A 25101-nucleotide genomic window follows, 5' to 3' on the forward strand; every position below is an offset into this window, starting at 1 on the left:
GGAGGAGACAATGAGAAGACCAAGTGACAGCCGCAGAGACGGCGATGGAAGCAGGACAGGGATCATCGGAAGGGTGAAGCGGGAAGGCGCAATTTTTCTGACCGTAGGCATTCTTGCGCTGGGAGTGACCGGGTGCGGACCATCGAAAGAGGCAAAGGAACTCCGGCTGGCCGGAATTGAGGCGCTGGAGCAGGGAGACTGCGGTACGGCGCTGGAAAAGCTGGAGTCCGCGCTGGAAAGCGGAAAAGGAGCGGGAAAGGATTTCCGCATCGATACGATGCAGTATATCGCGGAGGCGCAGTACCGGTCCGGAGATTATAAGGCAGCGGCCGGCACACTGGGTGATCTGGTTTCACTGGACGGAGACCGGGCGGAATTCTGGTATTTGAAAGCGGCTGCAGAGGCGTGTGATTCGGACTATGAGCAGGCGCTGGCCGATCTGAATACCGCAGGCAAGAAGGATAAGAAACTTTCGAAGCTGACCACACCAGGGGCGGAAGATGCCATCCTGCTCACCGCGAAGGCTTTGGCGGAAGGCGGAGAGGCCGATACCGCGATGGAACTTCTGGACCGGTTTGCGGATAAGGCGGCGGAAGAAACGGCCCGTGATTTCCGGGTAACCAGAGGTTTTGTGTTTGAAAAGCGGGGCGAGTGGGCCAAGGCAGCCGAAACACTGGAGAGCGTGCTCAGGGATTACGGAGAAGACGAGTCAATTCGTAAGGAATATAACTTTGCACTGAGCAGAAAAGAAGAAAGCGAAGGATAATGGCTGAACTGATTGATATTGAAGAAAAGAGAGAAAAACTGATTCTCTGTGCGGTGTGCACGGGAGAGACGGCGGAGGCGGAGGAATCTCTGGATGAGCTGGCGGAACTCTGCGATACCGCAGGAGCGGTTACACTTGGAAGAGTGATTCAGAATCTGGACTGCCCGAGCAAGGCGACGTATTTCGGAAAAGGAAAGGTGGAGGAGATCCGTCTTCTGGCGCTTCAGCTCGGCGCAACCGGAATTGTGTGTGATGACGAGCTTTCCCCGGCGCAGCTCCGCAATCTGGAAGATGCGCTGGATATGAAGGTGATGGACCGCACCATGGTCATTCTGGACATTTTCGCGGATCACGCGATCACCAGTGAGGGAAAGATTCAGGTCGAGCTGGCCCAGCTCAAGTACCGTGCCATCCGTCTTACCGGCTTCCGTGATTACCTCTCCCGACTCGGCGGAGGAATTGGAACCCGAGGACCGGGTGAGAAAAAGCTGGAGGTGGACCGGAGACGGATCCATGACCGGATCGGTCAGCTGAAAGCGGAACTCAAAGATGTCGAGCGCCACCGGGAAGAATCCAGAAAGCAGAGAAAGAGCGGATATACGCTGAGCTGCGCGATCGTCGGATATACGAATGCCGGTAAATCGACGCTTCTGAATACCCTGACCGGGGCCGGAATCCTCGCGGAGGACAAGCTCTTTGCGACATTGGATCCCACCACGCGGGCGATGGAACTGGAGGGGGGACAGACGGTTCTTTTGACGGATACCGTCGGATTCATCCGAAAACTTCCGCACAATCTGGTGGATGCGTTCCGCAGCACACTGGAAGAGGCAAAATACAGCGACATCATTATCCATGTGGCGGACTGCACGAATCCTCAGGTGGAAGCGCAGATGCACACGGTATATGAAACGCTCCGGGAACTTGGAATCGGCGACCGGCCGGTTGTTACCGTCTTTAACAAGATCGACCGGGAAGGTGCGCCGGAAGTGATCAAGGATCTGAATGCGGATTATACGGTTCGGATCTCTGCAAAGACCGGAGAGGGCATCGATGAGCTGAAGGATATTCTGGGAATGATCATTCGATCCAGAAGAGTGTATCTGGAAGAGGTGTACGGATACAACGAGGCCGGCATTGTCCAGAAAATCCGGAAAAACGGCCAGCTTCTGAGCGAGGAGTATGCAGAGGACGGCATTCACGTTACGGCATATGTTCCGGCGGAACTGTTTGGCACACTGATCCGGAAGAACGACGGGAAAAAAGACGATTAAACGGGATTTCGTCAAAAAAATGAACGAAAAAAGCACCATTGCTTGATATGAACCGCATTTTATGGTACATATTGAAAATGCATATAGTGTTTCGCTTTAAAGGGGAAAAGAAAAATGGGTAGAGAAAAATTTGCGTCGCGCCTCGGATTTATTCTGATCTCGGCCGGATGTGCAATCGGACTGGGAAATGTTTGGAGATTCCCGTATATTGTCGGACAGTACGGCGGAGCAGCGTTTGTGCTGCTTTATCTGGCGTGCCTCGTGCTTCTCGGCCTTCCGGTCATTGTGATGGAGTATGCCGTCGGACGCGCGAGCCAGAAGAGCATCGCGCTTTCATTTGAACAGATCGAGCCGAAGGGATCAAAATGGCATATTTACAAATGGTTCGGCATGGCCGGTAATTATCTTTTGATGATGTATTACACGACCATCACCGGATGGCTCCTGTACTACTTCGTGAAGATGATCCGCGGTGATTTCAACGGTCTGGATTCCGAGGGAGTCGGAGCGCAGTTCACCGGAATGCTCGGACAGCCGGAGATCATGGTGGGCTTTATGATTGCGGCGGTGACGATCGGTTTTGCAATCTGTATGCAGGGACTGCAGAACGGTGTGGAGCGGATCACAAAGTACATGATGCTTGCGCTGCTGTGTCTGATGGTGGTTCTGGCGATCAATTCCGTTGTGATTCCGGGAGGAAAAGCGGGACTGGAATTCTACCTGAAACCGGATTTCGGAAAGATCCGAGAAGCGGGAATCGGCTCCGTCCTCTTTGCAGCGTTTGGACAGGCGTTCTTCACCCTCAGCATCGGTATCGGTGCGATGGCAATCTTCGGAAGCTACATTGGGAAGGAGAGAAGACTGACCGGAGAGGCAGTCAATGTACTTCTTCTGGATACATTTGTCGCATTCATGTCCGGTCTGATTATCTTCCCGGCCTGTGCGGCGTACGGCGTCGAGGCAAATGCCGGCCCGGGTCTCATTTTCGTGACATTGCCGAATGTTTTCAATCACATGCCGCTCGGACAGTTCTGGGGATCACTCTTCTTTGTATTTATGAGCTTTGCCGCGCTTTCCACGGAGGTTGCGGTATTCCAGAATATTGTATCGTTTGCGACGGATCTGACCGGATGCAGCGTCAAAAAAGCCTGCGCGATCAACTATCCGATTATTGTTCTGCTGTCACTTCCGTGCACGCTCGGATACAACGTGCTCAGCTTTATCCAGCCCCTCGGCGCGGGATCGACCGTTCTCGATTTTGAGGATTTCATCGTCAGCAACAATCTTCTTCCGATCGGAAGTCTGGTTTATCTGCTGTTCTGCACCGCGAACTTCGGATGGGGGTATCAGAACTTTGAGAAGGAAGCCAATGAAGGTATGGGAATTTCCTTCCCGAGATCTTCCCGCCTCTATGTAACCTATCTCTGCCCGCTGATCCTGATGTGCATCTTTGTTCAGGGATACATCGCAACGTTTGCGTAATCTGCGTAAGACGGGAATACAGAGATTGAACGATGCCGGCGGAAGCCGGAAGGCAAACGCACTGACAGACGAAAATAAGAATATGGATTTGAAAACACCCCGGCCGGGAAAAAGGCCGGGGTGTTCTGCTGTCAGGGAAGAGGGCGGAGATGATTTTTGGCGGTGGAATTCTGCGGTGGAATTCTGCGGTGGAAATACTTATTCGGTGTATTCGGAATCATGGATTTCGATAGCGATCGGATTCGAATCATGAGAGGACGAAAAAACGGATATTGATGATAGATAATATGATTGATTGATAATATCAGGACGAAAAAAGAAAGAGATTGTTAAAAAATAAATATAAACTTTTTCTGAAAAATGTCGATATAAACATAGCACATTCGAGTGTTCCGTATCATGAACTCTATTCCATATCGCGGAATTCTTAAAAACATTGTATCAAATTAAATACATCTTTCCTTGAGATGGAAGTTAACGTTACATTGTTAAAATTTTATTCTTATGTTATACTCAAATGTGCGTAAATATGCGATTTTTCTGCTTTTTCTTAGGGGGATGCAGAAAATACAGCAAGAAAAATCCAAAAAGAAAGAAGGGTTAATTGATGGGTTTGGCTACGTTTATTGGTGGCGTTCATCCCTTTGAGGGAAAGGAACTGTCCCAGGATCGACCGATCCAGGTTCTGGAGCCGCAGAAGGGCGAAGAGATGGTATTTCCGCTGTCTCAGCACATCGGAGCTCCGGCAAAACCGCTGGTACAGGTTGGCGACCGCGTTCTTAAAGGTCAGATCATCGCAGAGCCGGGCGGCTTTATCTCAGCTAATGTTCTGAGTTCCGTATCCGGTACTGTCAAGAAGATTGAACCGAGACTGGTTGCGAATGGTGCAAAGGTGAATTCCATCATCGTTGAAAATGATGGAGAAGAAGAGGCGATTGAGCACTTTGGAGAGGATCGTGATTACACGAAGCTTTCCAAGGAGGAGATTGTTCAGATCGTTAAGGATGCCGGCATTACCGGTCTCGGAGGTGCAGGCTTCCCGACTCATGTAAAGCTTGCTCCGAAGGATCCGAGCAAGATCGATTATGTAATCGTAAACGGCGCAGAGTGTGAGCCGTATCTTACCAGCGATTACCGTCTCATGATGGAGCAGCCGGAAAAGATTGTCGGCGGCGTAAAGGTTATGCTGTCTCTCTTTGAGAATGCAAAAGGCGTGATCGGTATCGAGAACAACAAGCCGGAAGCAATCAAGAAGCTGAAAGAGATGGTTAAGGATGAGCCGAGAATTGAAGTCTGCGAGCTTCTGACCAAGTATCCGCAGGGTGGTGAGCGTACGCTTATCAAGGCGGTAACCGGCCGTGAGATCAGTTCCGCAAAGCTCCCGGCAGATGCGGGCTGCATCGTTGACAACACCGATACCGTTGTTTCCATCTACAATGCTGTCTGTAAGACAACACCGCTGATCCGTAAGATCATTACCGTGACCGGTGATGCGGTTACCACACCTCAGAACTTCGAAGTTCGTCTCGGAACCAACTACCAGAGACTGGTAGAGGCTGCCGGCGGCTTCAAGACTCAGCCTGAGAAAATGCTCTCCGGCGGACCGATGATGGGACAGGCCCTGTTCACCATCGATTTCCCGGTTGCAAAGACTTCCTCTGCCCTGACCACTTTCACCAAGGATGAGGTTGCGGCAAATGCTCCGTCCGCATGTATCCGCTGCGGAAGATGTGTTGAGGTATGTCCGGAGCATCTCGTACCGGTTATGATGATGAAGGCTTCCGAGCGTCAGAACCTGGATGACTTCACCGCTCTGTACGGTATGGAGTGCGTTGAGTGCGGTTCCTGCGCATTTATCTGCCCGGCCCACCGTCCGCTCACACAGGCATTCAAGCAGATGCGTAAGGCTGTAGGCGCTGCAAGAGCAGCAGCAAGAGCAAAGGCTGCAGCAGAAGCAAAAAACTAAGGAGAGGTGAAGAATAATGGAAAAGTTTTATAATGTATCGTCATCGCCTCACGTTAGAAGCAAGACTTCTACGCAGAACCTTATGCTCGACGTGATCATTGCGATGATCCCGACCTCAATCTGGGGTATCTACCATTTTGGAGTGAACTCGCTGGTGATTCTCGTTGCGACTGTCGCAGCGTGCGTACTCACCGAGCTTGTATATCAGAAGGCAATGCACAAGCCGGTTACCATCGCGGACCTGAGCGCCGTTGTTACCGGTATGATCCTTGCCCTGAACATGCCGCCGCAGGTTCCGGTATGGATTCCGGTATTCGGCGGAGTGTTCGCAATCCTCGTTGTTAAGCAGCTTTACGGCGGACTTGGACAGAACTTCATGAACCCGGCACTGGCAGCAAGATGCTTCCTGCTGATTTCCTTTGCCACCTTCATGAACAACTTCTCCTTCTCCAACGGAGCAGCTTCCTTCGACTCCGTATCCGGTGCTACACCGCTTGCATCCCTTCGTGCAATTCACAAGGGCGCAGAGGCAGCTTCCGTATACAGCCTTCAGGATCTCTTCATCGGAAACACACCGGGAACCATCGGTGAGGTATCCGCTGTTGCACTTCTGATCGGAGGTATCTACCTCATTGTCCGCAAGGTAATCAGCTGGAGAATTCCGGTATGCTATATCGGAACATTTGCAGTTCTGACCTTCCTCTTCGGCGGCTTCAACGCAGAGTATGTTATCTCTGAGGTTTGTGCCGGCGGTCTGATCTTCGGTGCGTTCTTTATGGCAACAGACTATGTTACCAGCCCGATCACCGAGAAAGGACAGTACGTATTCGGAGCTGTTCTGGGTCTCTTCACCTGCATCTTCCGTCTGAAGGGTGCTTCTCCGGAGGGCGTTTCTTATGCGATCATCCTGAGCAACCTGCTCGTTCCGCTGATCGAGAGAATCACAATGCCGGTAGCATTCGGTATCGAGAAAGTTAAGAAGGAGGAGAAGAAGGCATGAACAAGGGAATCATTCATGACGCACTGGTCCTCTTTGCGATCACACTGATCGCTGGTTTCGCACTGGGCGCGGTTCACGAGGTTACACTCGCACCGATCCAGGCCTCCAAGAAGGCAGCGGCAACAAAGACATATCAGGAAGTATTTGCAGATGCAGCTTCCTTTGGCGACACGGTTGTTGTTTCCGATTCTGATTCTGCGGCTGCGGTTGCAGGCAATGATTTCGGCAAGGTTACCGTAAACGATTACATGGAAGCTCTCGATGCGAGCGGCGCGAAGATCGGATATGTTGTGTCCGCAACTTCCGGCGACGGTTACAAGGGCCCGATTCAGGTTGCTGTCGGAATCAATAATGACGGACAGATCACCGGTATCGGCTTCCTGACCATCGATGAGACACCGGGACTTGGTATGAAGGCAAAGGATCCGGAATTCAAGGATCAGTTTGCAGGCAAGGATGCACAGTTCTTTGAACTTTCCAAGACCGGCGCTTCCGCTGACAATCAGATCAACTGCATCAGCGGTGCGACCTTCAGTTCCAAGGCAACCATGAACGCAGTAAACGCAGCAGTCGCATTCAGCAAGACGCTTGCGAAATAATAAGGGAGGGAGAGAAAAATGAATAAATACGCAGAACGTATCTATAACGGCGTATGGAAAGAAAATCCGACATTTGTTCAGATGCTCGGACTCTGCCCGACCCTTGCGGTAACCACATCCGCTATCAATGGCGTCGGCATGGGCGTATCCAGTACGGCCGTTCTGGTTCTCGCGAACCTGCTGATTTCAGCACTCAGAAATATGATCCCGGGCCGTGTTCGTCTTCCTGCCGAGATTGTAGTCGTAGCATCTCTCGTAACTGTCGTAGATATGCTTATGGCAGGTTTCACACCGGCACTGTACTCCGCACTTGGTCTGTACATTCCGCTGATCGTAGTTAACTGTATCATCCTTGGCCGTGCAGAGGCTTATGCGATGAAGAACTCTCCGATCCCGTCTCTCTTTGACGGTCTCGGAATGGGTATCGGATTTACGTTCGGTCTTGTTGCTCTGGGCGCACTTCGTGAGCTCTTCGGCGCAGGTACCGTATTCGGTATTCAGGTAATGCCGGCCGGCTTCACACCGATCTCCATCATGATCCTTGCACCGGGCGCATTCTTCGTGATCGCAGTACTCACTGCACTTCAGAACAAACTGAAGGCACCGAGCGCAACCAATGTCCGTGAAGACGGTATGACCGGCGACGGCATGGCTGTTACAGGTTTCAAGGCACACAGCGACAAGCCGGATATGGCAGAATAAGGAGGGGAGGATAAATTATGAATTTACTTATTATCGCGATTACCTCCGCACTGGTTTCGAACGTAGTCCTGAGCCAGTTCCTTGGTATCTGCTCATTTGTCGGCGTATCCAAGAGCCTTAAGAACTCCGCGGGTATGGGCGGCGCCGTTATCTTTGTAACCTTTATCGCTTCAACCGTTGCAGCACTTCTCTACAAATTCGTTCTCAGCCCGCTGGGGCTGGATTATCTGAGAACCATCGTATTCATCCTGGTAATCGCTGCTCTGGTTCAGATCGTTGAGATGTTCATGAAGAAGACCATGAAGAGCCTCTACAACGCTCTCGGTGTATATCTTCCGCTGATCACCACAAACTGTGCCGTACTTGGTGTGGCAATCTCCAATGTTAACAACGGATACAGCTTTGCTGAGAGTATCGTGAACGGTGTCGGCACCGCAATCGGCTACCTCATTTCCATCTGCCTGCTCGCAGGTATTCGTGAGCACCTTGAGGGAAATGACGTTCCGTATTCCTTCCAGGGAATGCCGATCGTTCTGGTAACTGCAGGTCTGATGGCGATTGCATTTTTCGGATTTTCCGGATTACAGCTGTAAAAGGAGGAGACGAAAATGAATACAGTGATGATCATTACTTCCATGCTGGTAGTTGCAGCAGTCGGAATCGTCGTTGGTTTCGGTCTTGGAATCTTCGGTGAGAAGTTCAAGGTTGAGGTCGATGAAAAAGAAGCAGCAGTTCGTGAAGCTCTTCCGGGCAACAACTGCGGTGCCTGCGGTTTTGCAGGATGTGACGCGATGGCAAAAGCGATTGCGTCAGGTCAGGCAGCAGTAAACGGATGTCCGGTCGGCGGTGACGGAGTTGCGGCTCTGATCGCGGATATCATGGGCGTTCAGGCGGAAGCGGCAGATAAGAAGGTTGCATATGTAAGATGCTCCGGCACCTGCGATGCGACCAAGGCAAAGTATAACTATTCCGGTATCAAAGATTGCCGTATGGCGACCGTAGTTCCGGGTGCCGGCGATAAGGCATGCAGCGTTGGATGTATGGGATTCGGTTCCTGCGTTCAGGCCTGTGAGTTTGACGCAATCCACGTGGTTAACGGCGTTGCCGTTGTCGACAAGGATGCCTGCAAGGCCTGCGGAAAGTGTATCGATGCCTGCCCGCAGAAGCTGATTCAGCTTGTACCGTACAAGCAGGATACTTTCGTTCGCTGCGTGAACAAGGACAAGGGACCGGCTGTCAAGGCGGTATGTTCCAACGGATGTATCGGATGCACGCTCTGCACAAAGCAGTGTAAGTTCGATGCGATCCACATGGATGGCGGCGTAGCAGTCATTGACTACTCCAAGTGTAAGAACTGCGGTCTCTGTGCTGCTGTTTGCCCGGCAAAGGTTATTCAGCATCCGAAGGCTGAGCAGCTTCGCGAGGCAATTGCAAAAAAGAAAGCAGCAGATGCTGCAAAGAAGAAAGCAGAGCTTGAGGCTGCCAAGGCCGCAGCGGCTGCTGAGGCTCCGAAGACAGAGGCATAAGGTTTCTGACGGAGAATATAATATGTGTTTTAAAACGGCCCCCCGGGATTCCCGGGGGGCCGTTTTTCTTTGAATAGGATTATACTTGATGAATCTGCAGCGGCGCGGCAGGCGGCAGTTAGGATATCATTATGGCGACCGGATGCACCGCCGGTACGTATTTTGCGGTGGGATTTGAGTATTTCGGTCCGGAAGGGAAGAAATGAGTGAGGACTTCTGAAGTATGAAACAAAGCGCCCGCCGTTTTGGGTTATGCCTTGTTGTGGGCGAAGCACGAAGCGGTGGGCGCGTTTTTGTTCTATTGTGTGGAGTACGAAACTTCGCACTGTTTTGTCATTCTGTGCGAAGTACGAAGCAGAGGAAACTTTTCAACACTATTTTGCGTGATAGATTTTCATGTCCAGCATATGCTCGCTCTTGGCGATGACCGTACTCGCAACCACATCGCCGAGACAGTTGCTCATGCAACGGAACATTCCGCAGAGAGGATCAATTCCCATGACCAGGCCGATCGCTTCCATCGGAACATTGATCTGCGTGAGCAGAACGGAAAGACAGATGAGGCCGGAACCGGGGATGCCGGCGGCTCCGACGGAAAGAATAAGAATCGTCAGAACCATGGAAAGAAGTGCTCCGGCGGAGAGTTCGACGCCGTAGATTTTTGCAAGGGCAAGTCCAAACACCGCAAGATGGACGCAGGTTCCGTCCATATTCAGCGTTGCGCCGAGAGGAATTGACAGAGAGTAGATCTTTTTGTCAATTCCTATTTTTTTCTCACAGGCGTCCATGTTGATCGGAATGGAGGCATTGGAAGATGCCATGGAGAACACCTGAAGCATATAAGGAGCGTATTTCCGGACGAATGGGACCGGGTCCATTTTTCCGATGATGACCATCAGGATACAGTAGCACACCATCATACAGAGGAGTCCAAAGAGAAACGTCCCCATGATTTCGAGAGCGGACAGGAGTGTCCGGATTCCCGGAGTGAGGATGAGGGACATGATGGAACAGAAGATGGCAAGCGGCATCATTTTTATGATGAGGGTTGTGATCTTCAGGAAAAGATCATTGCAGGCCTGAAAGAGATCCTTCAGCGTCTCCGAATACTTTCCGATCAGGTTGGTCGCCACGCCGCACAGGACCGCCATAAAAATCAGCTGAAGCATATCCGCTTTCAGAAACGGATCGATGACATTGGAAGGGATGATGCCGATGATGGTATCCCGAATAGAGACACTTCCCGAGCCGGAAGGGAGCGAGGACACATTCGCGATCAACGAGGAAGTAAGAGATGCGTCGCCGGGCTTAAAGATCCAGAACGACGTAAGGCCTACGAAGATGGACAAAACGGTGGTGAACAGGTAAAATCCGATGATCTTTCCGCCGATCCGGCCGAGGGCGGTGAGGTCAGAAAACTGGACAAGACAGGAAATGATGGAAAAAAACACCACCGGTGCCACGATCATTTTCAATGCATTCATGTACATGGTCTTTACGGGCTGCAGAACGAGATGGTTGATCGAGGCATTCACATCTGTAGGAATAAAAGAAGAGAACAAAAGTCCCAGAAGGACAGCCGCCGCCATTGCGCCGAGGGTACGGAACAGAAAGGCGTTTTTCGAGCGGACGACGGTCATCTGAATGTAGTTGACACCGTTTTTGTGACGGTATTTCAGACCTTCTGAATAAGATCCGAGAATGATCTGACGAAGGGTATCCTGAACGTCGCTGCTGGGAATATTCTCCAGAGAGAGGGCATCGGAAGACATGGACTGCTCCAGCGCATACTCTTCTCCGGCGGCATGAAGCTCGATCGTCACCGTGCCGAGCATTCCCCGGATGGTAAGGTCGATATAGGGATCCCCTTTTTCCTCAGGATCAGATTTGTGACCGATCAGACTGGCCGCCGCTTCTTCGGCGGTAAGCGCCGCGCGGATCAGCTCTTTCTTTTTGATTCCGTACTGATCAAGCGTGCTACGGACAAAATCAACGAGTTCTTCGATGTGTTGGTCATCCGCGATAAATCTCTTGTATGCTCTCATGTTCACCTCTCATCGGTTTTGTTTTTTGACAGGATAACAGGTTAAATATATGGAAATTATATCATGAAAAAGATTCGAGAGATTCCATGAATTCAATCGGATAGACCGGTGAGCGAGGCTGAAAATGAAGATATTAAAGATAATAAAGATATCAGAATATGTTACACTAAGAGTGATCGGAAACGGGCTGGATTTCCGGACCGTTTTGACCGATCAAACGGGTGGGACCCTACCGGTAAAACAGGCCAAAACATAAAACATATCTGAAGGAGGAAAAATGATGTTTCAGTATGTATGGCCAATTTCTCTGGTGATCCTGTCCAATGTGGTGTATCAGATCTGCGCAAAGTCTGTGCCGAAAGAACTGAATCCCTTCGCGGCCTTGACGGTGACGTATTTCATCGGAGCCATGGTCAGCGCGGTTCTGTTTTTTGCGGTCGGAAAGAACGGTTCCCTGATCCGGGAATACGGAAAACTGAATTGGGCTCCGTTTGTTCTGGGGCTTTTTATTGTCGGCCTGGAAACCGGATGGATCTATGCCTATAAAGCCGGCTGGCAGGTCAGTTCCGGCTTTATTGTTCAGAGCTCAGTCCTTTCAGTTGTATTGCTTGCGGTTGGGTATTTCCTGTTCCATGAGACGATTACCTGGAATAAAATCGTCGGCGTCGTGATCTGCCTGATCGGGCTTGGGTTTATCAACTACAGATAACGTGATTCTCAGTAGAAAGTCTGGAATTGATCCGGGAGTGGAAGTCCGTTTGAGAAGGCTGTTTGCTTGCGGATGAGCAGATCAGAATCCCGGCGATCATAACGATGGTGCCGGCGGTCATAAAGGAAAACATCAGAATTCTGCCCGCCCGCTGCATCTCCTTTGGCTTGGGATCCTCGGCAGTGCCGGAAAGAACAAGCCCCAGCGCTGCACCGATATAAGAAAAGATAAAGCCTCCGGCAGCAAGCGCGAACCCATCCATGCGTATTTCGGCGATCGGATGAAAGGCCTGGATAAGAACAAATGTCATTACGGCGAGTATCATGATCACGATCGGTTCCATGATTCGACAGGTGCGCAGCGTATATCGCGCCTGTCTGACCAGTTCCGGATTGCGGCAGAGTTTATCATCGTTCAGAATGGCCCGGTTTCGGCCGGCAATATTCAGAAGGATGAAGCCCCAGACGGAAGCGACAATAATCCACGGGATACAGAAAATGATTTCAAACATGATTGGTGATACTCCTTCCAGCTGTACAGAGCGTTGTTTTGCCTCGGGCACAGCAACTTTGATTATAGTACGGAGGTCCAGACTTGTCATCCGGCGGAAGAGATACGTAAGGATCGTGAAAACCTGTTGGACAATGAGGAAATATTGCTATGAATTTAAAAATAAGCAGATGGATATTAAAGGTTTACGGCGTTCTTGCTTTACTGTGTGGTGCTTTTAGAAGCGTTTTGGGCGTAACAGGAACTATCGGTTTTCGCCTGCTTGCCGGCAAAACAGCGGATGTTACGCTGTTTTCTGTCATTTTTTTAGGCGCTGCGGTGTGGAGTATTTCGGGAATCATCGGCATGACAGACAGAATGGTACCGGGATAAATATGAGAATAGCAGGCGATCATAAGACTTGCTCTGCATTTTATCGATGATGCAGAAAGATAATCGTTTTTTGGGGGGAAGAGTTGAATATCAAGGAAAAGCTACTGGGGTATGGTAAGAAAACAATAACGTTGGATGATATTAAGAATATTTTGAAAATAAGCTTAATGGATGAACAGAGAGCGTATGAACAGATTTCAGAAATGATAATGGAAGAGATTATTGAACCGGTCAGGTCGTCAGGTAAAAACGGTAATATCCGCTATCCACTGTACAAAAAATACAGGATTTTGGTTAAAGAGGAAGGTGATCAAGAAATCATAGACGAAATCAAGCGGCTCCATCCTCTTCTGCTAAGGAGCGGGTATTTATCTGCCAACCCTATGGAATTCCATAGGAATAGAGACGTTGCGGAAGGCCTTAGTGCCTATCTGTTTAGAGATAATGACGAGACTTTTGTATCCAGAAAAGAGCGCTCTTTTGAGATATTCGGACATGAAAAAACACTTGATGACGGTCAGGTTAAAGCTTTTTTACGTAAGCTGCAGATTGCCGAGTCAGAGCTGAGATTCTATGATACACCCGAGTACTGCTTTCATGATTATATCCCCGTCAGAAGGGACCACATGGTGCTTCTTATCTGTGAGAACAAGGATATCTGGTTTAATATCCGAAGGCGTATGTTTGAGGATGAAATAAGGAGCCTGTTTGACATAGCAATTGATGGCGTGGTTTATGGCGAAGGCAACAAGGTATCTGACAGAACAGGAGCTCTTGAAGAGTATGTTAAGTTCATGGGAAATCCGGATGTAAAATTCTTATACTGGGGAGATATAGACAGAGAAGGTTTTGACATATTCAGAAGAACGAAAGATGCCAATGAAAGGCTTGATATATCTTTATTTGTGCCCGGATATAGAAAAATGATAGAAAGAGCAAGGAATATAGAACTTGAGGATAGTCCGTCTTCCAAGAAACAGGGCATGCGTTTTGACGATCTGCTCAAAGATTTTTCACCCTCAGAGCAGGAATTCTTGATAGACATATTTGAGAATAACAAGCTTATTCCTCAGGAAATAATATCGTATAAGTATTTGAGAGACGGTATCTTCAATGATGTGGAGGTGAAGCCAGATGCTTCGTTCTGACATAAAAGAGATGCTTTCGGATTTTCAGAACAGAATGAAGTTTATTGATATCGTCAGGAGTATTACTGTAACAAGTTATCCGGATGAGATAAAGAAGATGTTTCGTGGAGACTACGATTATATCAATAATCTTGTTGTTGCGGTTCTTTTGTATATCAAGGAGCGTACTCTGAGTGACAGGCAGTCATGCACACTCAAGGATATCGCCGGATTTCTTGACAGCATAATCCGGATTGTCCCTGACGGATATGAAATTGACACGTATAAACTTGCCGGTTTCATTGTGGTTAATGTTCTTCAGAATAACGGGAAGCTCATTGAATACAATACATTCTATGCGGATTCCGAAAGTTTCAGGAAGATGCCAATCCGCCTTGTCAATGAGGAAAAGGGTTCCTACCATCTGACAGACGATGTTTTTGACTTCCTTTACAGATCGAAAGAGATAGAGTCTGAACTGGATTATTCTGTTACGCGCTTTAAGATGCAGGAATACATGAAGCGTAAGAATTATTCAGAGGCACTCTCCCAGAGTAGGGAACTGGTTGCACGGCTCCGCAATATGAGTCACAGCATGGATGATTTCATTTTGAGATGCCGTGAAAATATCGCAAAGATAACGGTGGATGAGTATGAGAGAATTGTAGGGCAGTTCAGAAGCCTTATGTTTGATGAGCAGAAAGAGCTGGAGGAAATACAGAAGAATGCCCGTAAGGAGGCAGAGGCGATAAGAAGCGCTCTGGATAATGGCGCAGACACTGAAGAAGCCAGGAAGAACCTGAAAGCCCTGAATGAAATCAATAAAAATCTCGATATTACCATATTGGAGCAGCGATCCCTCATAAATGCAAAGAGTTCTGTATCGGAAAGCTATAAGCAGATGCTTCGGGACAGTTTTGTGATAAAAAGTTTTGATCGTATGAACTTTGAACAGGATATCATGGTGAAGCTGAGAAAGATGGGAGATGGTCTGGGGGATGCTGTACACACAATCATGGAGCCGCTGCTTAGTCCGGAATTTGATAAGAAATTCAGTATCGAAAACTTCTATGCAGCCTGCGGAACTATCAGTAATGAGGAAGAGGACAAGGGACTCAGCATTGATGAAACTGATATAAAAGCTGAGGAAGCGGGAAAAAAGAGAAACGAAATATACATGGAGATATGCACGGCGTTTTTTGCATTCCTTCAGAAGGAACGTTTTTTTGAGATAAAAAAGTTCATAAGATCCCTGTCAATGGATGAGCTTATGAAATGGAATAAGGAAAGTGCTCTTCCCAATACACTTATGACCATATACCAGAAAAAGGAGATTGATTTTGAGACGCTTCATGATGATGGGACCCTGTTTGCAAAAGAACCCCTGGGCGAGTTTGACCTTCTCTGGGTTCTCAGCAATATGCCACAGGATTATCTGAAAGTGAAAAAGATAACATTTTCTACATCTGACCAGAAATTCGAATTTACGGTAGATGATGGGGAAAAGCAGGTGACAATAGAAATGACCAATTTTACAGTTGAGGTGGAGCGATGATGAAAAGTGCGCTTAAGCTCTATCATCAGCTTATGAAAAAAGGCTGGATAGATCGTGATGATGACGGCGTATTATGGGGATTTGTAGAAGACTCGGAAGCAAGGGACGAGCTGGATCAGATGGGGGCTGAACTTGGGTTTGAAATAATTCCTGCACAGAACCGGATTTATATGGTACCGACTCAGGACAACGACCTGTTTCTAAAAAACAATATTGATTACAGATCTGATATCAAGGCAGGTAATGATGTAAGGACAAGAGACCTGTACCTGCTAAATTATCTTGCTATTTACATTTTATATATATTCTTTAAGGGTGAAGGGGCAGAGACACTTGTCAGAGATTTTATCACAAAGGAACAACTTATCAAGGAGTTCACCGATCACTGTATCCGTGTGACACAGAAAGGTGTGGATGGTGAGGATAAGGAAGAAGACTTCAGTGATAGCTTTTTTATGCTGGCAGAGGACTGGCTCGGTAAAAAGGAAGGAGATCCTTCAAGCAGAAGGGTAGATGACCGATACGGCATTGTAAATAAAATCCTTCTTAAGTTTCGGGCAGATGATTTATTTGTAGAGGGCGAAGATGGAAGGGTGGCTCCAACAAAGAAAACAAAAGATCTTATGCCATATGTGCTCAGAAAAGAGCGCGCTCAGATGATTAATGCATGGATTGAGGGGGATAAACATGCCACAGATAAATAAGATCAGGATTGTAAACTTTAATTATAATGATGGCAACCGTTTTATCCCAGATGAATTATATGATCTTTCATCAGATAAGGGAGAGGCGCTTAATTCGCTTTTTAACCTGAATAATGGCGGAGGCAAGACCGTCCTGGTCCAGCTTATGATGCAGCCGGTGCATCCGAGGGCCATGGCAGGCGGAAGACGTATTGAGGATTATTTTGGCCGCCCGGGAGATCATTCTTTTGTACTTGTTGAATGGAATCTGGACGGAAGTGATGATAAGCTCCTGACCGGTATTGCCATAGCCGGAAGTGCCAGCGAGAATAATGACGAAAATTCAAGAGGAAATATCATCCGGTACTATACCTTTAAGACTGTTTATGAAAACAGTTATTCTTCCTACAGCATATCGGCGTTAGAACTTTCAAAAAATGAGAATGGAAAGTATGTGCCGGCACCGTTTAACTATGTAAGGGACAAAGCCAAAAACAGCAGAGGTGTTTTGGAAGATTATTCCTCGGATGAAAGCACGAAATGGACAAAGGCGCTTTCCGAATATGGCATTTACAGATCTGAGTGGGAAACGGTAATAGAGGCGCTTAACAAAGATGAAGGCGGATTGAACCAGTATTTTGATGAGGCAAAAACATCGGACAAACTGATTTCAAAATTCTTTATTCCGGCAATTGAAAACAAAATGAAAAGTGTGGCTTCAAGTGGAACAGATTCATCTCTTGAAACTATGCTGATCAACTATGCAAAAAGGATCTCAGAGAAAGAAGCGGTCATTAGAGAACGAGATACAAACAGAAGACTGATCGCAGAATTGTCAGACCTCGGTCAGAGGAGTGACGATCTGTATACAGTCGGGGAAAACTTGTCAGATAGTATTGGTGAGGCCTGCGGTTTTAAGGCTTCCGTTGGAAGAAAGATTGGGAATATCGATGAAAGCCTGTCTGGAACCGTGGAGGAACTCCAACGCGTAGAAGCCAAGATCAGACATATAGAACACGAGGAAAAATCCAAAGAATATTACGATGCCGGTGGTGAGCATGAGGCTGCGGTTCATGCTCTTTCGGATGCAAAAGAAGCTCTTGATCAGGCAAGGGAAGAATCAAGAGTAAAAAAGCATGACGAAGATATTCTGCAATCAGCAAGGCTTTATCGGCAGATTGTAGAGGCAGACAGTCAGATAACCGCATATAAGAAGCTTATCGAGGAAAAAGAAAATGATTCTGAAGACGCGGAAACTGTGGGGAAGCTCAAATACTCCTGCATGGTGAAAGCAAAACATGAGAGTGAAATCCTGTCACAGAGTATTTCGGGGGTGGATGATCAGCTTCAGATCAAGAATGATGAATTGCGTGACAGCAAGGCTGAAATGGAACGTGCTGAAGTGCTTTTGAACGACGAAAAGCAGAATCATGCACAGATCACTGCCAATCTGAATGCCTCAAAAGATAGTACTGATACCAAAGTTAAGACGTTAAGAATCGAAGCTGTAAGAATGCTGGATGGATTCTATTCTGAAAAAGATATAGATGATGAGCGCAGTAAACAGGCTGAAGATAGAGAAAAAGCTGTCGTCTTTATAGAAAAACTTCAAAATGAGATAAAGGCTTTGGATGACAGGAAAAATGAAATCCCGGGTGAATTGGCTGATGTAAAAATTGAATATGGTAGGCTGTCAGGGGAGAAAAAAGCAGCGGAGGATGCGCTTTCAGAATACAGAACATTACTGGACTTGCTTGAATCTGTTTGTAGTAAATACAGTCTTGAGAACAGCGCTGTTTTTTCCGGAAGATTAAAAAGTGTACTGCTGGAAGAAACAGAGATGAACGGAGCAAAGCTTAGAAAGCTTCAGCAGGACAAGCAGTCTTTGAAAGAAAGGCTTAAGGCAGCAAAAGAAGGCCATGTTCATATTCTGCCTGACATCCTGAAATATGTTCTGTCTACAGGGGTATACTGTCAGACCGGTGAAGAATATATTACCGGGCTACTGGAAAATAGTGCCATTACTCAGGAAAAAGCCGGGGATATTATGGAAAGGCATCCGGAATTTGCATTTTCGCTTCTTTTCAATAATGAAAAGGATATGGAAAAAATGTTATCTGCAGGTAATGTGGAATGGCTTCCCGCTTCTGTTCCGCTATTTACCATGGCGCAGGTGAACGCCTTTATGTCCGGAGATATGGACAGAACTTCATTTCTGGCAGCATTTGACAGAGCGTATTTTGCTGACAGATCAGGCTACTGCGAAAGATTGGAAAATGAAATACGTTCCAAGGAAGAAAACCTGCAGCGCTTTAGCGAAAGACTGCGTGACAGCGAGGAAGAGAAGAGACTTGCAGACCAGTTTGATTATCCTGAGGACTGGAGTTCTTTGCAGGAAAAAGTGATTGCTGAATTGCAGGAGAATATTCTTGATTTGGAGAGGAGAAGAAAGGCGCTGAAAGAGGAACAGGGCAGAATAAAAGAAAGGATTGATAAACTTAAGGATGACTTGAGTCGTGAAGAAAAGCTTTTGCAGGAACTTACCATGTGGTTTGAGTCATTTGCAGAACTCAGCATAATGATCGCTAAGGAAAACGAGTGGTACACAAAAGCGCAGGAAGCATATGTTGCCCTGAAAAAAGCAGAAAGCTCATATAAAAAGACATGTGAGACAGTGATCAAATGCCGGGATGAGCTGACATCATTGGATAATGACCGTAAGCAGTATGCTGATCATTTGGCTAAAGTCCGGGTTGTTTTAGAGAATACCAGTAATGCAAAGGAAACGGAACTTGCAGAAGGCACTTTGGAAGAGCTGTATTCGCAGTATCAGACGCTTTTGGGGAGTCTGAGTGAAAGCCTTGAAATTCTCAAGATCAGCCTTGACAAAGCACAGCAGGAAAAAGCCGAACATGAAAAAGAACTTGAGGATTATGGGTGCGATCAATCCGAATATGAAACGGTTCATTTTTCAACGGAAGCCCTTAAAAATGCGAAAGACGCAGTAAGATTTGCTTCTGAGAAAATGGAGAAGGCACAGTCCATATTTGGTGCATGCAATGTAAAAGTGGCATCGGCCAGGCAGAGATTTGATGCCGCAGGAAAAGCGCTTGAAGACTTTGACGGGATTGCGCTCCCGCAAAGTGAGATAGGAGAAGATTTCAAAAACCGGGTAAAGGCCGCAAAACTGGAGATAAAGCAGTTAAGTGAAAGGAAGGAGTCTCGTGAGCGTGAAAAACGTTCACTGGAGAGAATTTATGATCGCGTAGGAGATGTCTTAAAGCCGATTCAGTTCGGAAACATAATAAAAACAGTGACATTATCCGAACAACCGGATGTCCAGTGGGAGTCCATACATGAAAATCTTATTCATGTGCAGAAGACCTTCATGGATCAGAAAGAAAAACTGAACAGCAGAATAAGAACAACTGTGGCAGAGTTTAAGGACATAGCTCTTTCTGAAATAGTCAATAAGCTTGGTGCGATCGGTGAGATGCTGGATGATTCAGGGATGAAGGGAGACCGGCTTTATACGGTTAGCGAGAGTATCAGCACAATGACAGCCTCCATAGAGAAGATTAACAGCAGGATTGAGACTGATCTCAGGGAGATTGAAAATGACTTTAATGACATCGTAGACCAGTGCATGAACCAGGGGAAGAGAATGTACCTGGATCTTCGCATGATAGCAGCCAGCTCCAAGGCTCATATTTTTGAGGGTAAACCTCAGACACAGATGGTGAAAATGGATCTTCCTGAGGAAAAAGAAATATCCGGGGAAGCGTCAAGAGTATCTATAAAAACGGAGATTGAGCAGGGGGCGAATGAGATCAAAGAACTCCTTGGAGGCGGTGCTGATGAAAAGCAGATACAAAAGCGCGCCAGAACGATCGTTTCAAGTGAGCGGCTCCTTCATAAGTACATACGCCAGGAATCTATAAAGATCAAGGTTTACAAGATAGATATGAACAGCGCCAACTCTGTATATAAAGGCTGGGAGGAAACTCTGACACAGAGCTCCGGTGCCGAAAAGTTTGTGGTATTTTTCTCTGTGGTATTGACGCTCATGAATTATACAAGGTCATCAGCAGGGCTTGTCAGCAAAAATGTTAAGAGTGTTCTGATCCTTGATAATCCGTTTGGAAAGATAACCTCAGCGCATCTTTTAAAGCCGATGTTTGATATCGCAAAGCACTTCAATGTTCAGCTGATCTGCCTGTCCGACATCAATAAGAGCGATGTTGTAGGTTGCTTTGACTGTGTCATCAAACTTGTCATAAAAGCACAGAGCCTCTCGAACTTTGAAATCATGACACATGAGGGAAATGAGAGGATTGAGCACGGCTACTATAAGATCATGAACGGGCAGATGAGCTTGTTTGGATGATAAAGGCTTTTTATCGGTCAAAACATAATTCGCAGAAATAGAGGTTTTTAATTAAGATGATAAGAGTTTTTATTCGTTTGCCATGGCAACTGATTCCACGAATCTCTTAAAGTCAGTAATAGCAAGGCTTGTGGGGGTTTTTAGGTGGATTTGTAACCCACTTTTAACCCGGGCAGTTTTTGTGCAAATGTTACAAAGTAACAAAATGACAGTGATTTTGGAGATGTGACATACAATTACATATGACGAAGCGCACTTAATCTTAAGTGTGCTTCGCTACCAATAAACAACCCCATCGGGACGTGTCAAAAGCAGTAAAGATGTGCTGGAGTTTGACGCGGTCTGGTGGGGTTGTTAGTTGTTTAAATATTTACGAGAAATGATAAGCAAATTATGAATCATATAAGTTGCCGATTCGTGCAAATTTGTTGCTGATTGAAAGTGTTCGCGTCATAGAATATAATAAAATAATGAGTTTTTATTGGATTACGGAGGTTTGATATGAAGGATATTAAAAAAGATCCATTTGAGGAATATATAAAAAATCTTCCTCCTACAAGAAAAGAACTTGGACAAGCTTGGCAGGCTGCGATTGGGTTGCAGGATGTTGATGGATTAAAACCATCTGAATACTTGTACGAGACTGCAAAAAAGAACATTGACGGTGAAATCTCTGTAGATGAGGCCGGAGACTTGATTAATAGTTATTACGAGAGTAAAGATGGTCGTTCTGAGGTGGAGACGCGTACAGAAGAGGCTGATAAGGTGTCTGCAAGAATTGCAAAAATCTTATCTGAAAAGGCATTTACGTTTTCACCTACACAATATTTATCGATTCATCGAGAGCTGTTCCTTGGTATTTATTCCCATGCAGGAAAAATCAGAGATTATAATATCACGAAAAAGGAATGGGTCCTTGATGGAGATACAGTTTCTTATGGTGGAGCTACTGAACTTCGAGAAACGCTGGATTATGATTTTTCTCGGGAAAGAGATTTTCGCTATAACGGTTTAACAATGGATGAGGTGATTCATCATTTAGCGGTTTTTATTTCCAGACTTTGGCAAATCCATGTGTTCGAGGAAGGAAATACCAGAACGACAGCTGTGTTTTTAATAAAGTATCTTCGCATGCTTGGATTTGATGCCGAAAATTATTTGTTTGCGGAACACTCTTGGTATTTTCGAAATGCTTTGGTTAGGGCAAATTACAATAACATAAAGAATGGTATCTATGAAACGACAGAGTTCCTTGAAATGTTTTTAAGGAATCTTTTGCTGAATGAGAAACACGAGCTTCACAATAGAGAAATGCATGTTAGTGGTAGATTTTTATTGGGTCACGATGACTCGATAAATGACCCAATAAATGACCCGATAAAATTAGATGGACGTGAGCTTAAAATTATAGAGTTGTTACGTGAAGAAACTGGCTTAACACGAAAAGAGATGGCAGCTCGTTTAGATTGCTCGGATTCAACAATTAAGCGGTGCTTGCAGTCTATGGTTGAAAAGGGCGTACTGAAACGAATTGGCTCAAATAAAAAAGGTGAATGGATCATATTAGAAAAGAAGTAATATAAACAAATGTATTTTTACCGAATTACGGAGGATAAAGCATGGATTATCTAACCTCAGCGGAATGTGCAAAGAAGTGGAATGTGTCTCAAAGAAGAGTAGCAATATATTGTAAAGAAGGACGAATTGAAGGAACTTTTCTTATGGGAAGAATGTGGCTGATTCCAAAAGATGCGAAGAAACCGGAAGATCCGAGAAGAGTCCGTAAAATTGGGCAGGATAAGAAATGATTGTGGACTCAGTGAGTCCACAATCCAAGTTGGTGTTATGGAAGCTACTATAATATTTTAATAAGCTAAATGTAAGGAAGAATAAAGATACTATGCTAGAAAACATTGATGACGTTAATTCAGGAGTGTATAAAAGATGGATTTATTCTAATAAAGTGTATTACGAGCTTGTTTGTGATTATCTTCAAAAGATTAATTATAGTAGTCAGGATTATAATCATTTGATTTCACAAAAACTTAGTAGAGAGAAAAAAGGTATTCCGGAAGGTTTGCCAATTTCTAATGCTCTCGCTAATGTATATTTGACAGATATATTTCGTAAACCAGATAGTAGAATACATCGCGTATAACGGCATGATGACAGACATTTCTGTACTTCAGGAATCGCCGTTTACAGATCAGGGAATGTTGTAGATATCTTTACAGATTCAACGGTTTGGAGCGCGATTAGAAAGGTAATTGAAAATAAAAACGCAAACGCGGTAGCGTAAGGAGAATATAATGACAGCAGGAATGGCAATTCATTCTAATAGTTCCTTTAATGAGGGAAAGGCAGTTAGATATTTGGAAGAAGTATTAGAGCAAGGGAATAAAATCAAGACATTTTTTAAAGAGAATGATAGAACACCAAATTATGATGGAACGTTTGAATTAATATCGAAAAATGGAGAACCTAAAAAACAGTTTATTGTACAAATCAAAAAGACGAAAGCATTGCCTGTTTGTCAATCAGGGAAGAATTCGGGGAAGCGTGTGTATCAACTTGAGACGGCATTTTTGTATTACGTTAAAGCAAAAGTGACGGAAAGTCCTGCAATATATTTTGTTGTTGATATTGAAAATAACCGTATTTTTTATCTATATCTATCAGATGAATTATTAATGAAGTTGGATTTTGAAGGTAAAAAACGTGTGACATATGCTTTTTCGGAACAAGATGTTTTAAATGATATCAATGTTTTCTGTGATAGACTGTTTGACATTACGAAAAAAAGAAATGAAGGATTTATATATAAAACTGAGGATGAAATAGTAGAAATTCAAGAAGCGTTAGATTATATTAATGATTTATTTAATGGAGATTTGAAAGAAATAAAAAAAGCTTGTTATCCAAATCTATGGAGATTTGGAGTTGGTGTATCTACTGGTGAATGTGTCACACTGAGCTTTAAAAATAATAAAGGTAGCAAGGTAGATAATAGCTTTATAAATTCTTCTATGTTTTGTATCTATCCTCAATATAAAGGGGAAATAGGGAATTCGATAAGTGAGTATCGCAGCAATGGCTTTGGGACTCACATTGATTGTACTGGGACGAAGAAACCAATCGAATATGTGAAAGATGAAGTAAAGGAAGTAATCGTAAGATTCTGCGAAAATCCTCCTGCAAAACTTTTGCCGTCCACATTACTAGAAGAGCGAGTTTATGAAAAAGCAAAGGCCTTAATTGCTATTTTTGGTTCAGAAGAAGAGATATTAGTAGATGATGTTTTAATTAAATACAATATCTTGCTTTCATACTTATATATGATATTTTCACCGAACTATAATGCTACTGATGCCGAAAAACAATTTAAAAGAATTGTTTCAAATCAGATAAGGATTCCGGGGAATGGAATAAATTTTAGCAATCCTATGATGAAGGGAATTGTTCGGGGAGAACTTTTAAATTACTACAATTCAAAACCAGCGATTAAGTTTAACTCAAAGTTTGTTTTACAATTATTATCAAAAGCATCAATTGAGTTGTTTGTAGATTTGGAAGAACTAAAAGAAAGAGGCGTCAAAAAGATTCATAATGATTGGTATGAGCGTAGGTGTTTAGTGTATCAAGATGATATAGATTCTGTAAAAAAGCTATATAATGAATGGCTTAAAAAGCTTCCTGATAGTTATCATGATATGTATAAAATGATTTTTGGGAAAAACTATGAATATATGTTTTCGTGTAATGTCGAGTTCTCGATAAATAAATGTTCGGAATCGGGGATTCTTTATGATGAGATTATAAATACATATAAATCTAACGATGATATCAGTATTTCTTTAGTTGATTATATTAACCCGGATTTTCGGATTGAGTTAGAGGAGAGCGTTATCTCAAAAACGCATTCAAGTGTTTTAGGAAGAATTATATCGTCTGGAAATCCGTTATATGATGGAGTTAGATGTTGGTTATATCAGGGGATATGTCAAAAGCTAGGTTTAAAATGTGAAGGCCTAAAACTTAATTTCGGCATAAGAACTACTATTTTTAGTAATTAAGAATGGTGCTGTCGCATTAGTTGATTTTTCAACTGGTGCGCAGCACCTTTTCGTATGCAAAATCAGCGGCTTTCGCCGCTGATTTTAAGTTTATGTGAGGCAAAGACGATTCGAAAACGCACTTTAACAAAGCCACTGATGTGGCTGATTCCATTTTCTGGATTCTGTTTTGAACTACTAAAAATTATGCAATTCTCGACATCTCTGTCAGAAAGGTTCCGGTCCGATTGCCTTGAATCTTAAAATGGAGCTTATTGATATTGTATGCCAACGCAACCAGAATACTTTGCGCAAGAACATTTTTCTTTCCGCGATATAAATACTG

The 25101-nt window shown here is 45.3% G+C and carries 21 protein-coding genes and 1 pseudogene; 20 read left to right on the forward strand and 2 right to left on the reverse strand.

Annotation, left to right across the window (positions count from 1 at the left end; all coding sequences use genetic code 11):
* Window positions 1-10 precede the first annotated feature (10 nt).
* The 9 genes from BMW41_RS02740 to BMW41_RS02785 all read left to right on the forward strand — a co-directional run bounded on the left by BMW41_RS02740 (window position 11) and on the right by BMW41_RS02785 (window position 9315).
* Window positions 11-766: a tetratricopeptide repeat protein gene (locus tag BMW41_RS02740; protein WP_074648656.1), complete on the forward strand. Its 756-nt coding sequence runs from the start codon at window positions 11-13 to the stop codon at window positions 764-766.
* A complete protein-coding gene (hflX, locus tag BMW41_RS02745) occupies window positions 766-2040 on the forward strand; it encodes a GTPase HflX (protein ID WP_074648658.1) in 1275 nt (424 codons plus the stop codon). Before BMW41_RS02740 ends, hflX begins: the two co-directional genes overlap by 1 nt.
* A 114-nt stretch (window positions 2041-2154) precedes the next feature.
* Entirely contained in the window at window positions 2155-3522 is a 1368-nt protein-coding gene (locus BMW41_RS02750) for a sodium-dependent transporter (RefSeq protein ID WP_074648660.1), read from the forward strand.
* A 607-nt stretch (window positions 3523-4129) separates the two neighbouring features.
* On the forward strand, window positions 4130-5488 hold the full coding sequence (gene rsxC / locus BMW41_RS02760; RefSeq protein WP_074648664.1) for an electron transport complex subunit RsxC: 1359 nt from the start codon (window positions 4130-4132) through the stop codon (window positions 5486-5488).
* Between the two features lie 16 nt (window positions 5489-5504).
* Window positions 5505-6488, forward strand: a complete 984-nt coding sequence (locus BMW41_RS02765; RefSeq protein ID WP_074648666.1) for an RnfABCDGE type electron transport complex subunit D — start codon at window positions 5505-5507, stop codon at window positions 6486-6488.
* Window positions 6485-7087 carry an RnfABCDGE type electron transport complex subunit G gene (locus tag BMW41_RS02770; RefSeq protein ID WP_031471713.1) on the forward strand — a complete coding sequence of 201 codons (603 nt, stop codon included), beginning with the start codon at window positions 6485-6487 and terminating at the stop codon, window positions 7085-7087. The genes BMW41_RS02765 and BMW41_RS02770 overlap by 4 nt, the downstream gene beginning before the upstream one ends.
* Before the next feature lie 18 nt (window positions 7088-7105).
* Window positions 7106-7789 (forward strand): electron transport complex subunit RsxE, encoded by a 684-nt coding sequence (gene rsxE / locus BMW41_RS02775; protein ID WP_038287770.1) that lies wholly within the window; start codon window positions 7106-7108, stop codon window positions 7787-7789.
* Between the two features lie 14 nt (window positions 7790-7803).
* Entirely contained in the window at window positions 7804-8382 is a 579-nt protein-coding gene (locus tag BMW41_RS02780) for an electron transport complex protein RnfA (RefSeq protein WP_143050796.1), read from the forward strand.
* Between the two features lie 15 nt (window positions 8383-8397).
* A complete protein-coding gene (locus BMW41_RS02785) occupies window positions 8398-9315 on the forward strand; it encodes an RnfABCDGE type electron transport complex subunit B (RefSeq protein ID WP_074648669.1) in 918 nt (305 codons plus the stop codon).
* Between the two features lie 374 nt (window positions 9316-9689).
* Here the strand turns inward: BMW41_RS02785 and BMW41_RS02790 are convergent, their stop codons facing one another.
* Complete coding sequence (locus BMW41_RS02790) at window positions 9690-11360, reverse strand: dicarboxylate/amino acid:cation symporter (protein WP_074648671.1); 1671 nt, start codon at window positions 11358-11360, stop codon at window positions 9690-9692.
* Window positions 11361-11640: 280 nt separating this feature from the next.
* On the opposite strand from BMW41_RS02790, the gene BMW41_RS02795 reads away from it, so the two are divergent.
* Window positions 11641-12069 carry an EamA family transporter gene (locus BMW41_RS02795; RefSeq protein WP_074648673.1) on the forward strand — a complete coding sequence of 143 codons (429 nt, stop codon included), beginning with the start codon at window positions 11641-11643 and terminating at the stop codon, window positions 12067-12069.
* Here the strand turns inward: BMW41_RS02795 and BMW41_RS02800 are convergent.
* A complete protein-coding gene (locus tag BMW41_RS02800; protein WP_074648675.1) occupies window positions 12056-12580 on the reverse strand; it encodes a hypothetical protein in 525 nt (174 codons plus the stop codon). The two genes, BMW41_RS02795 and BMW41_RS02800, sit on opposite strands and share 14 nt — an antisense overlap.
* A gap of 149 nt (window positions 12581-12729) precedes the next feature.
* Here BMW41_RS02800 and BMW41_RS02805 point away from each other — a divergent pair, with 149 nt between their 5' ends.
* The 10 genes and pseudogenes from BMW41_RS02805 to BMW41_RS02845 all read left to right on the forward strand — a co-directional run bounded on the left by BMW41_RS02805 (window position 12730) and on the right by BMW41_RS02845 (window position 24776).
* Complete coding sequence (locus tag BMW41_RS02805) at window positions 12730-12951, forward strand: hypothetical protein (protein ID WP_074648677.1); 222 nt, start codon at window positions 12730-12732, stop codon at window positions 12949-12951.
* Window positions 12952-13034: 83 nt separating this feature from the next.
* Window positions 13035-14099 (forward strand): Wadjet anti-phage system protein JetD domain-containing protein, encoded by a 1065-nt coding sequence (locus BMW41_RS02810; protein WP_074648679.1) that lies wholly within the window; start codon window positions 13035-13037, stop codon window positions 14097-14099.
* Window positions 14100-14133: 34 nt separating this feature from the next.
* The gene (locus BMW41_RS02815; protein ID WP_177171141.1) at window positions 14134-15633 is read left to right on the forward strand and encodes a hypothetical protein; all 1500 of its coding nucleotides are present in this window, start codon (window positions 14134-14136) and stop codon (window positions 15631-15633) included.
* On the forward strand, window positions 15633-16337 hold the full coding sequence (locus BMW41_RS02820; protein WP_177171142.1) for a DUF6063 family protein: 705 nt from the start codon (window positions 15633-15635) through the stop codon (window positions 16335-16337). Before BMW41_RS02815 ends, BMW41_RS02820 begins: the two co-directional genes overlap by 1 nt.
* Window positions 16321-20703, forward strand: coding sequence for a coiled-coil domain-containing protein (locus tag BMW41_RS02825; RefSeq protein ID WP_074648683.1), 4383 nt, complete (start codon window positions 16321-16323; stop codon window positions 20701-20703). The genes BMW41_RS02820 and BMW41_RS02825 overlap by 17 nt, the downstream gene beginning before the upstream one ends.
* Before the next feature lie 501 nt (window positions 20704-21204).
* Window positions 21205-22281 (forward strand): Fic family protein, encoded by a 1077-nt coding sequence (locus BMW41_RS02830; protein ID WP_074648685.1) that lies wholly within the window; start codon window positions 21205-21207, stop codon window positions 22279-22281.
* A gap of 41 nt (window positions 22282-22322) precedes the next feature.
* Window positions 22323-22511, forward strand: a complete 189-nt coding sequence (locus BMW41_RS02835; RefSeq protein ID WP_074648686.1) for a MerR family transcriptional regulator — start codon at window positions 22323-22325, stop codon at window positions 22509-22511.
* Window positions 22512-22603: 92 nt separating this feature from the next.
* The gene (locus tag BMW41_RS14270; RefSeq protein WP_074648688.1) at window positions 22604-22861 is read left to right on the forward strand and encodes a hypothetical protein; all 258 of its coding nucleotides are present in this window, start codon (window positions 22604-22606) and stop codon (window positions 22859-22861) included.
* Window positions 22818-23002 (forward strand): annotated as a pseudogene (locus tag BMW41_RS15285) (hypothetical protein); the annotation flags it as partial. The gene BMW41_RS14270 and the pseudogene BMW41_RS15285, both read left to right, overlap by 44 nt.
* Window positions 23003-23012: 10 nt before the next feature.
* Entirely contained in the window at window positions 23013-24776 is a 1764-nt protein-coding gene (locus tag BMW41_RS02845; RefSeq protein ID WP_074648690.1) for a hypothetical protein, read from the forward strand.
* Window positions 24777-25101: the final 325 nt, after the last annotated feature.

The organism is [Clostridium] aminophilum (genome assembly GCF_900101295.1).
In the GTDB taxonomy this organism is placed as follows: domain Bacteria; phylum Bacillota; class Clostridia; order Lachnospirales; family Lachnospiraceae; genus Clostridium_R; species Clostridium_R aminophilum_A.

What these genes read in the sequence shown, in the direction of transcription:
- BMW41_RS02740 (WP_074648656.1), top strand. Translation starts at nt 11, where the DNA reads ATGAGAAGACCAAGTGACAGCCGCAGAGACGGCGATGGAAGCAGGACA.
- hflX (WP_074648658.1), top strand. Translation starts at nt 766, where the DNA reads ATGGCTGAACTGATTGATATTGAAGAAAAGAGAGAAAAACTGATTCTC.
- BMW41_RS02750 (WP_074648660.1), top strand. Translation starts at nt 2,155, where the DNA reads ATGGGTAGAGAAAAATTTGCGTCGCGCCTCGGATTTATTCTGATCTCG.
- rsxC (WP_074648664.1), top strand. Translation starts at nt 4,130, where the DNA reads ATGGGTTTGGCTACGTTTATTGGTGGCGTTCATCCCTTTGAGGGAAAG.
- BMW41_RS02765 (WP_074648666.1), top strand. Translation starts at nt 5,505, where the DNA reads ATGGAAAAGTTTTATAATGTATCGTCATCGCCTCACGTTAGAAGCAAG.
- BMW41_RS02770 (WP_031471713.1), top strand. Translation starts at nt 6,485, where the DNA reads ATGAACAAGGGAATCATTCATGACGCACTGGTCCTCTTTGCGATCACA.
- rsxE (WP_038287770.1), top strand. Translation starts at nt 7,106, where the DNA reads ATGAATAAATACGCAGAACGTATCTATAACGGCGTATGGAAAGAAAAT.
- BMW41_RS02785 (WP_074648669.1), top strand. Translation starts at nt 8,398, where the DNA reads ATGAATACAGTGATGATCATTACTTCCATGCTGGTAGTTGCAGCAGTC.
- BMW41_RS02790 (WP_074648671.1), bottom strand. Translation starts at nt 11,360, where the DNA reads ATGAGAGCATACAAGAGATTTATCGCGGATGACCAACACATCGAAGAA.
- BMW41_RS02795 (WP_074648673.1), top strand. Translation starts at nt 11,641, where the DNA reads ATGTTTCAGTATGTATGGCCAATTTCTCTGGTGATCCTGTCCAATGTG.
- BMW41_RS02800 (WP_074648675.1), bottom strand. Translation starts at nt 12,580, where the DNA reads ATGTTTGAAATCATTTTCTGTATCCCGTGGATTATTGTCGCTTCCGTC.
- BMW41_RS02805 (WP_074648677.1), top strand. Translation starts at nt 12,730, where the DNA reads ATGAATTTAAAAATAAGCAGATGGATATTAAAGGTTTACGGCGTTCTT.
- BMW41_RS02815 (WP_177171141.1), top strand. Translation starts at nt 14,134, where the DNA reads ATGAAGTTTATTGATATCGTCAGGAGTATTACTGTAACAAGTTATCCG.
- BMW41_RS02820 (WP_177171142.1), top strand. Translation starts at nt 15,633, where the DNA reads ATGAAAAGTGCGCTTAAGCTCTATCATCAGCTTATGAAAAAAGGCTGG.
- BMW41_RS02825 (WP_074648683.1), top strand. Translation starts at nt 16,321, where the DNA reads ATGCCACAGATAAATAAGATCAGGATTGTAAACTTTAATTATAATGAT.
- BMW41_RS02830 (WP_074648685.1), top strand. Translation starts at nt 21,205, where the DNA reads ATGAAGGATATTAAAAAAGATCCATTTGAGGAATATATAAAAAATCTT.
- BMW41_RS02835 (WP_074648686.1), top strand. Translation starts at nt 22,323, where the DNA reads ATGGATTATCTAACCTCAGCGGAATGTGCAAAGAAGTGGAATGTGTCT.
- BMW41_RS14270 (WP_074648688.1), top strand. Translation starts at nt 22,604, where the DNA reads ATGCTAGAAAACATTGATGACGTTAATTCAGGAGTGTATAAAAGATGG.
- BMW41_RS02845 (WP_074648690.1), top strand. Translation starts at nt 23,013, where the DNA reads ATGACAGCAGGAATGGCAATTCATTCTAATAGTTCCTTTAATGAGGGA.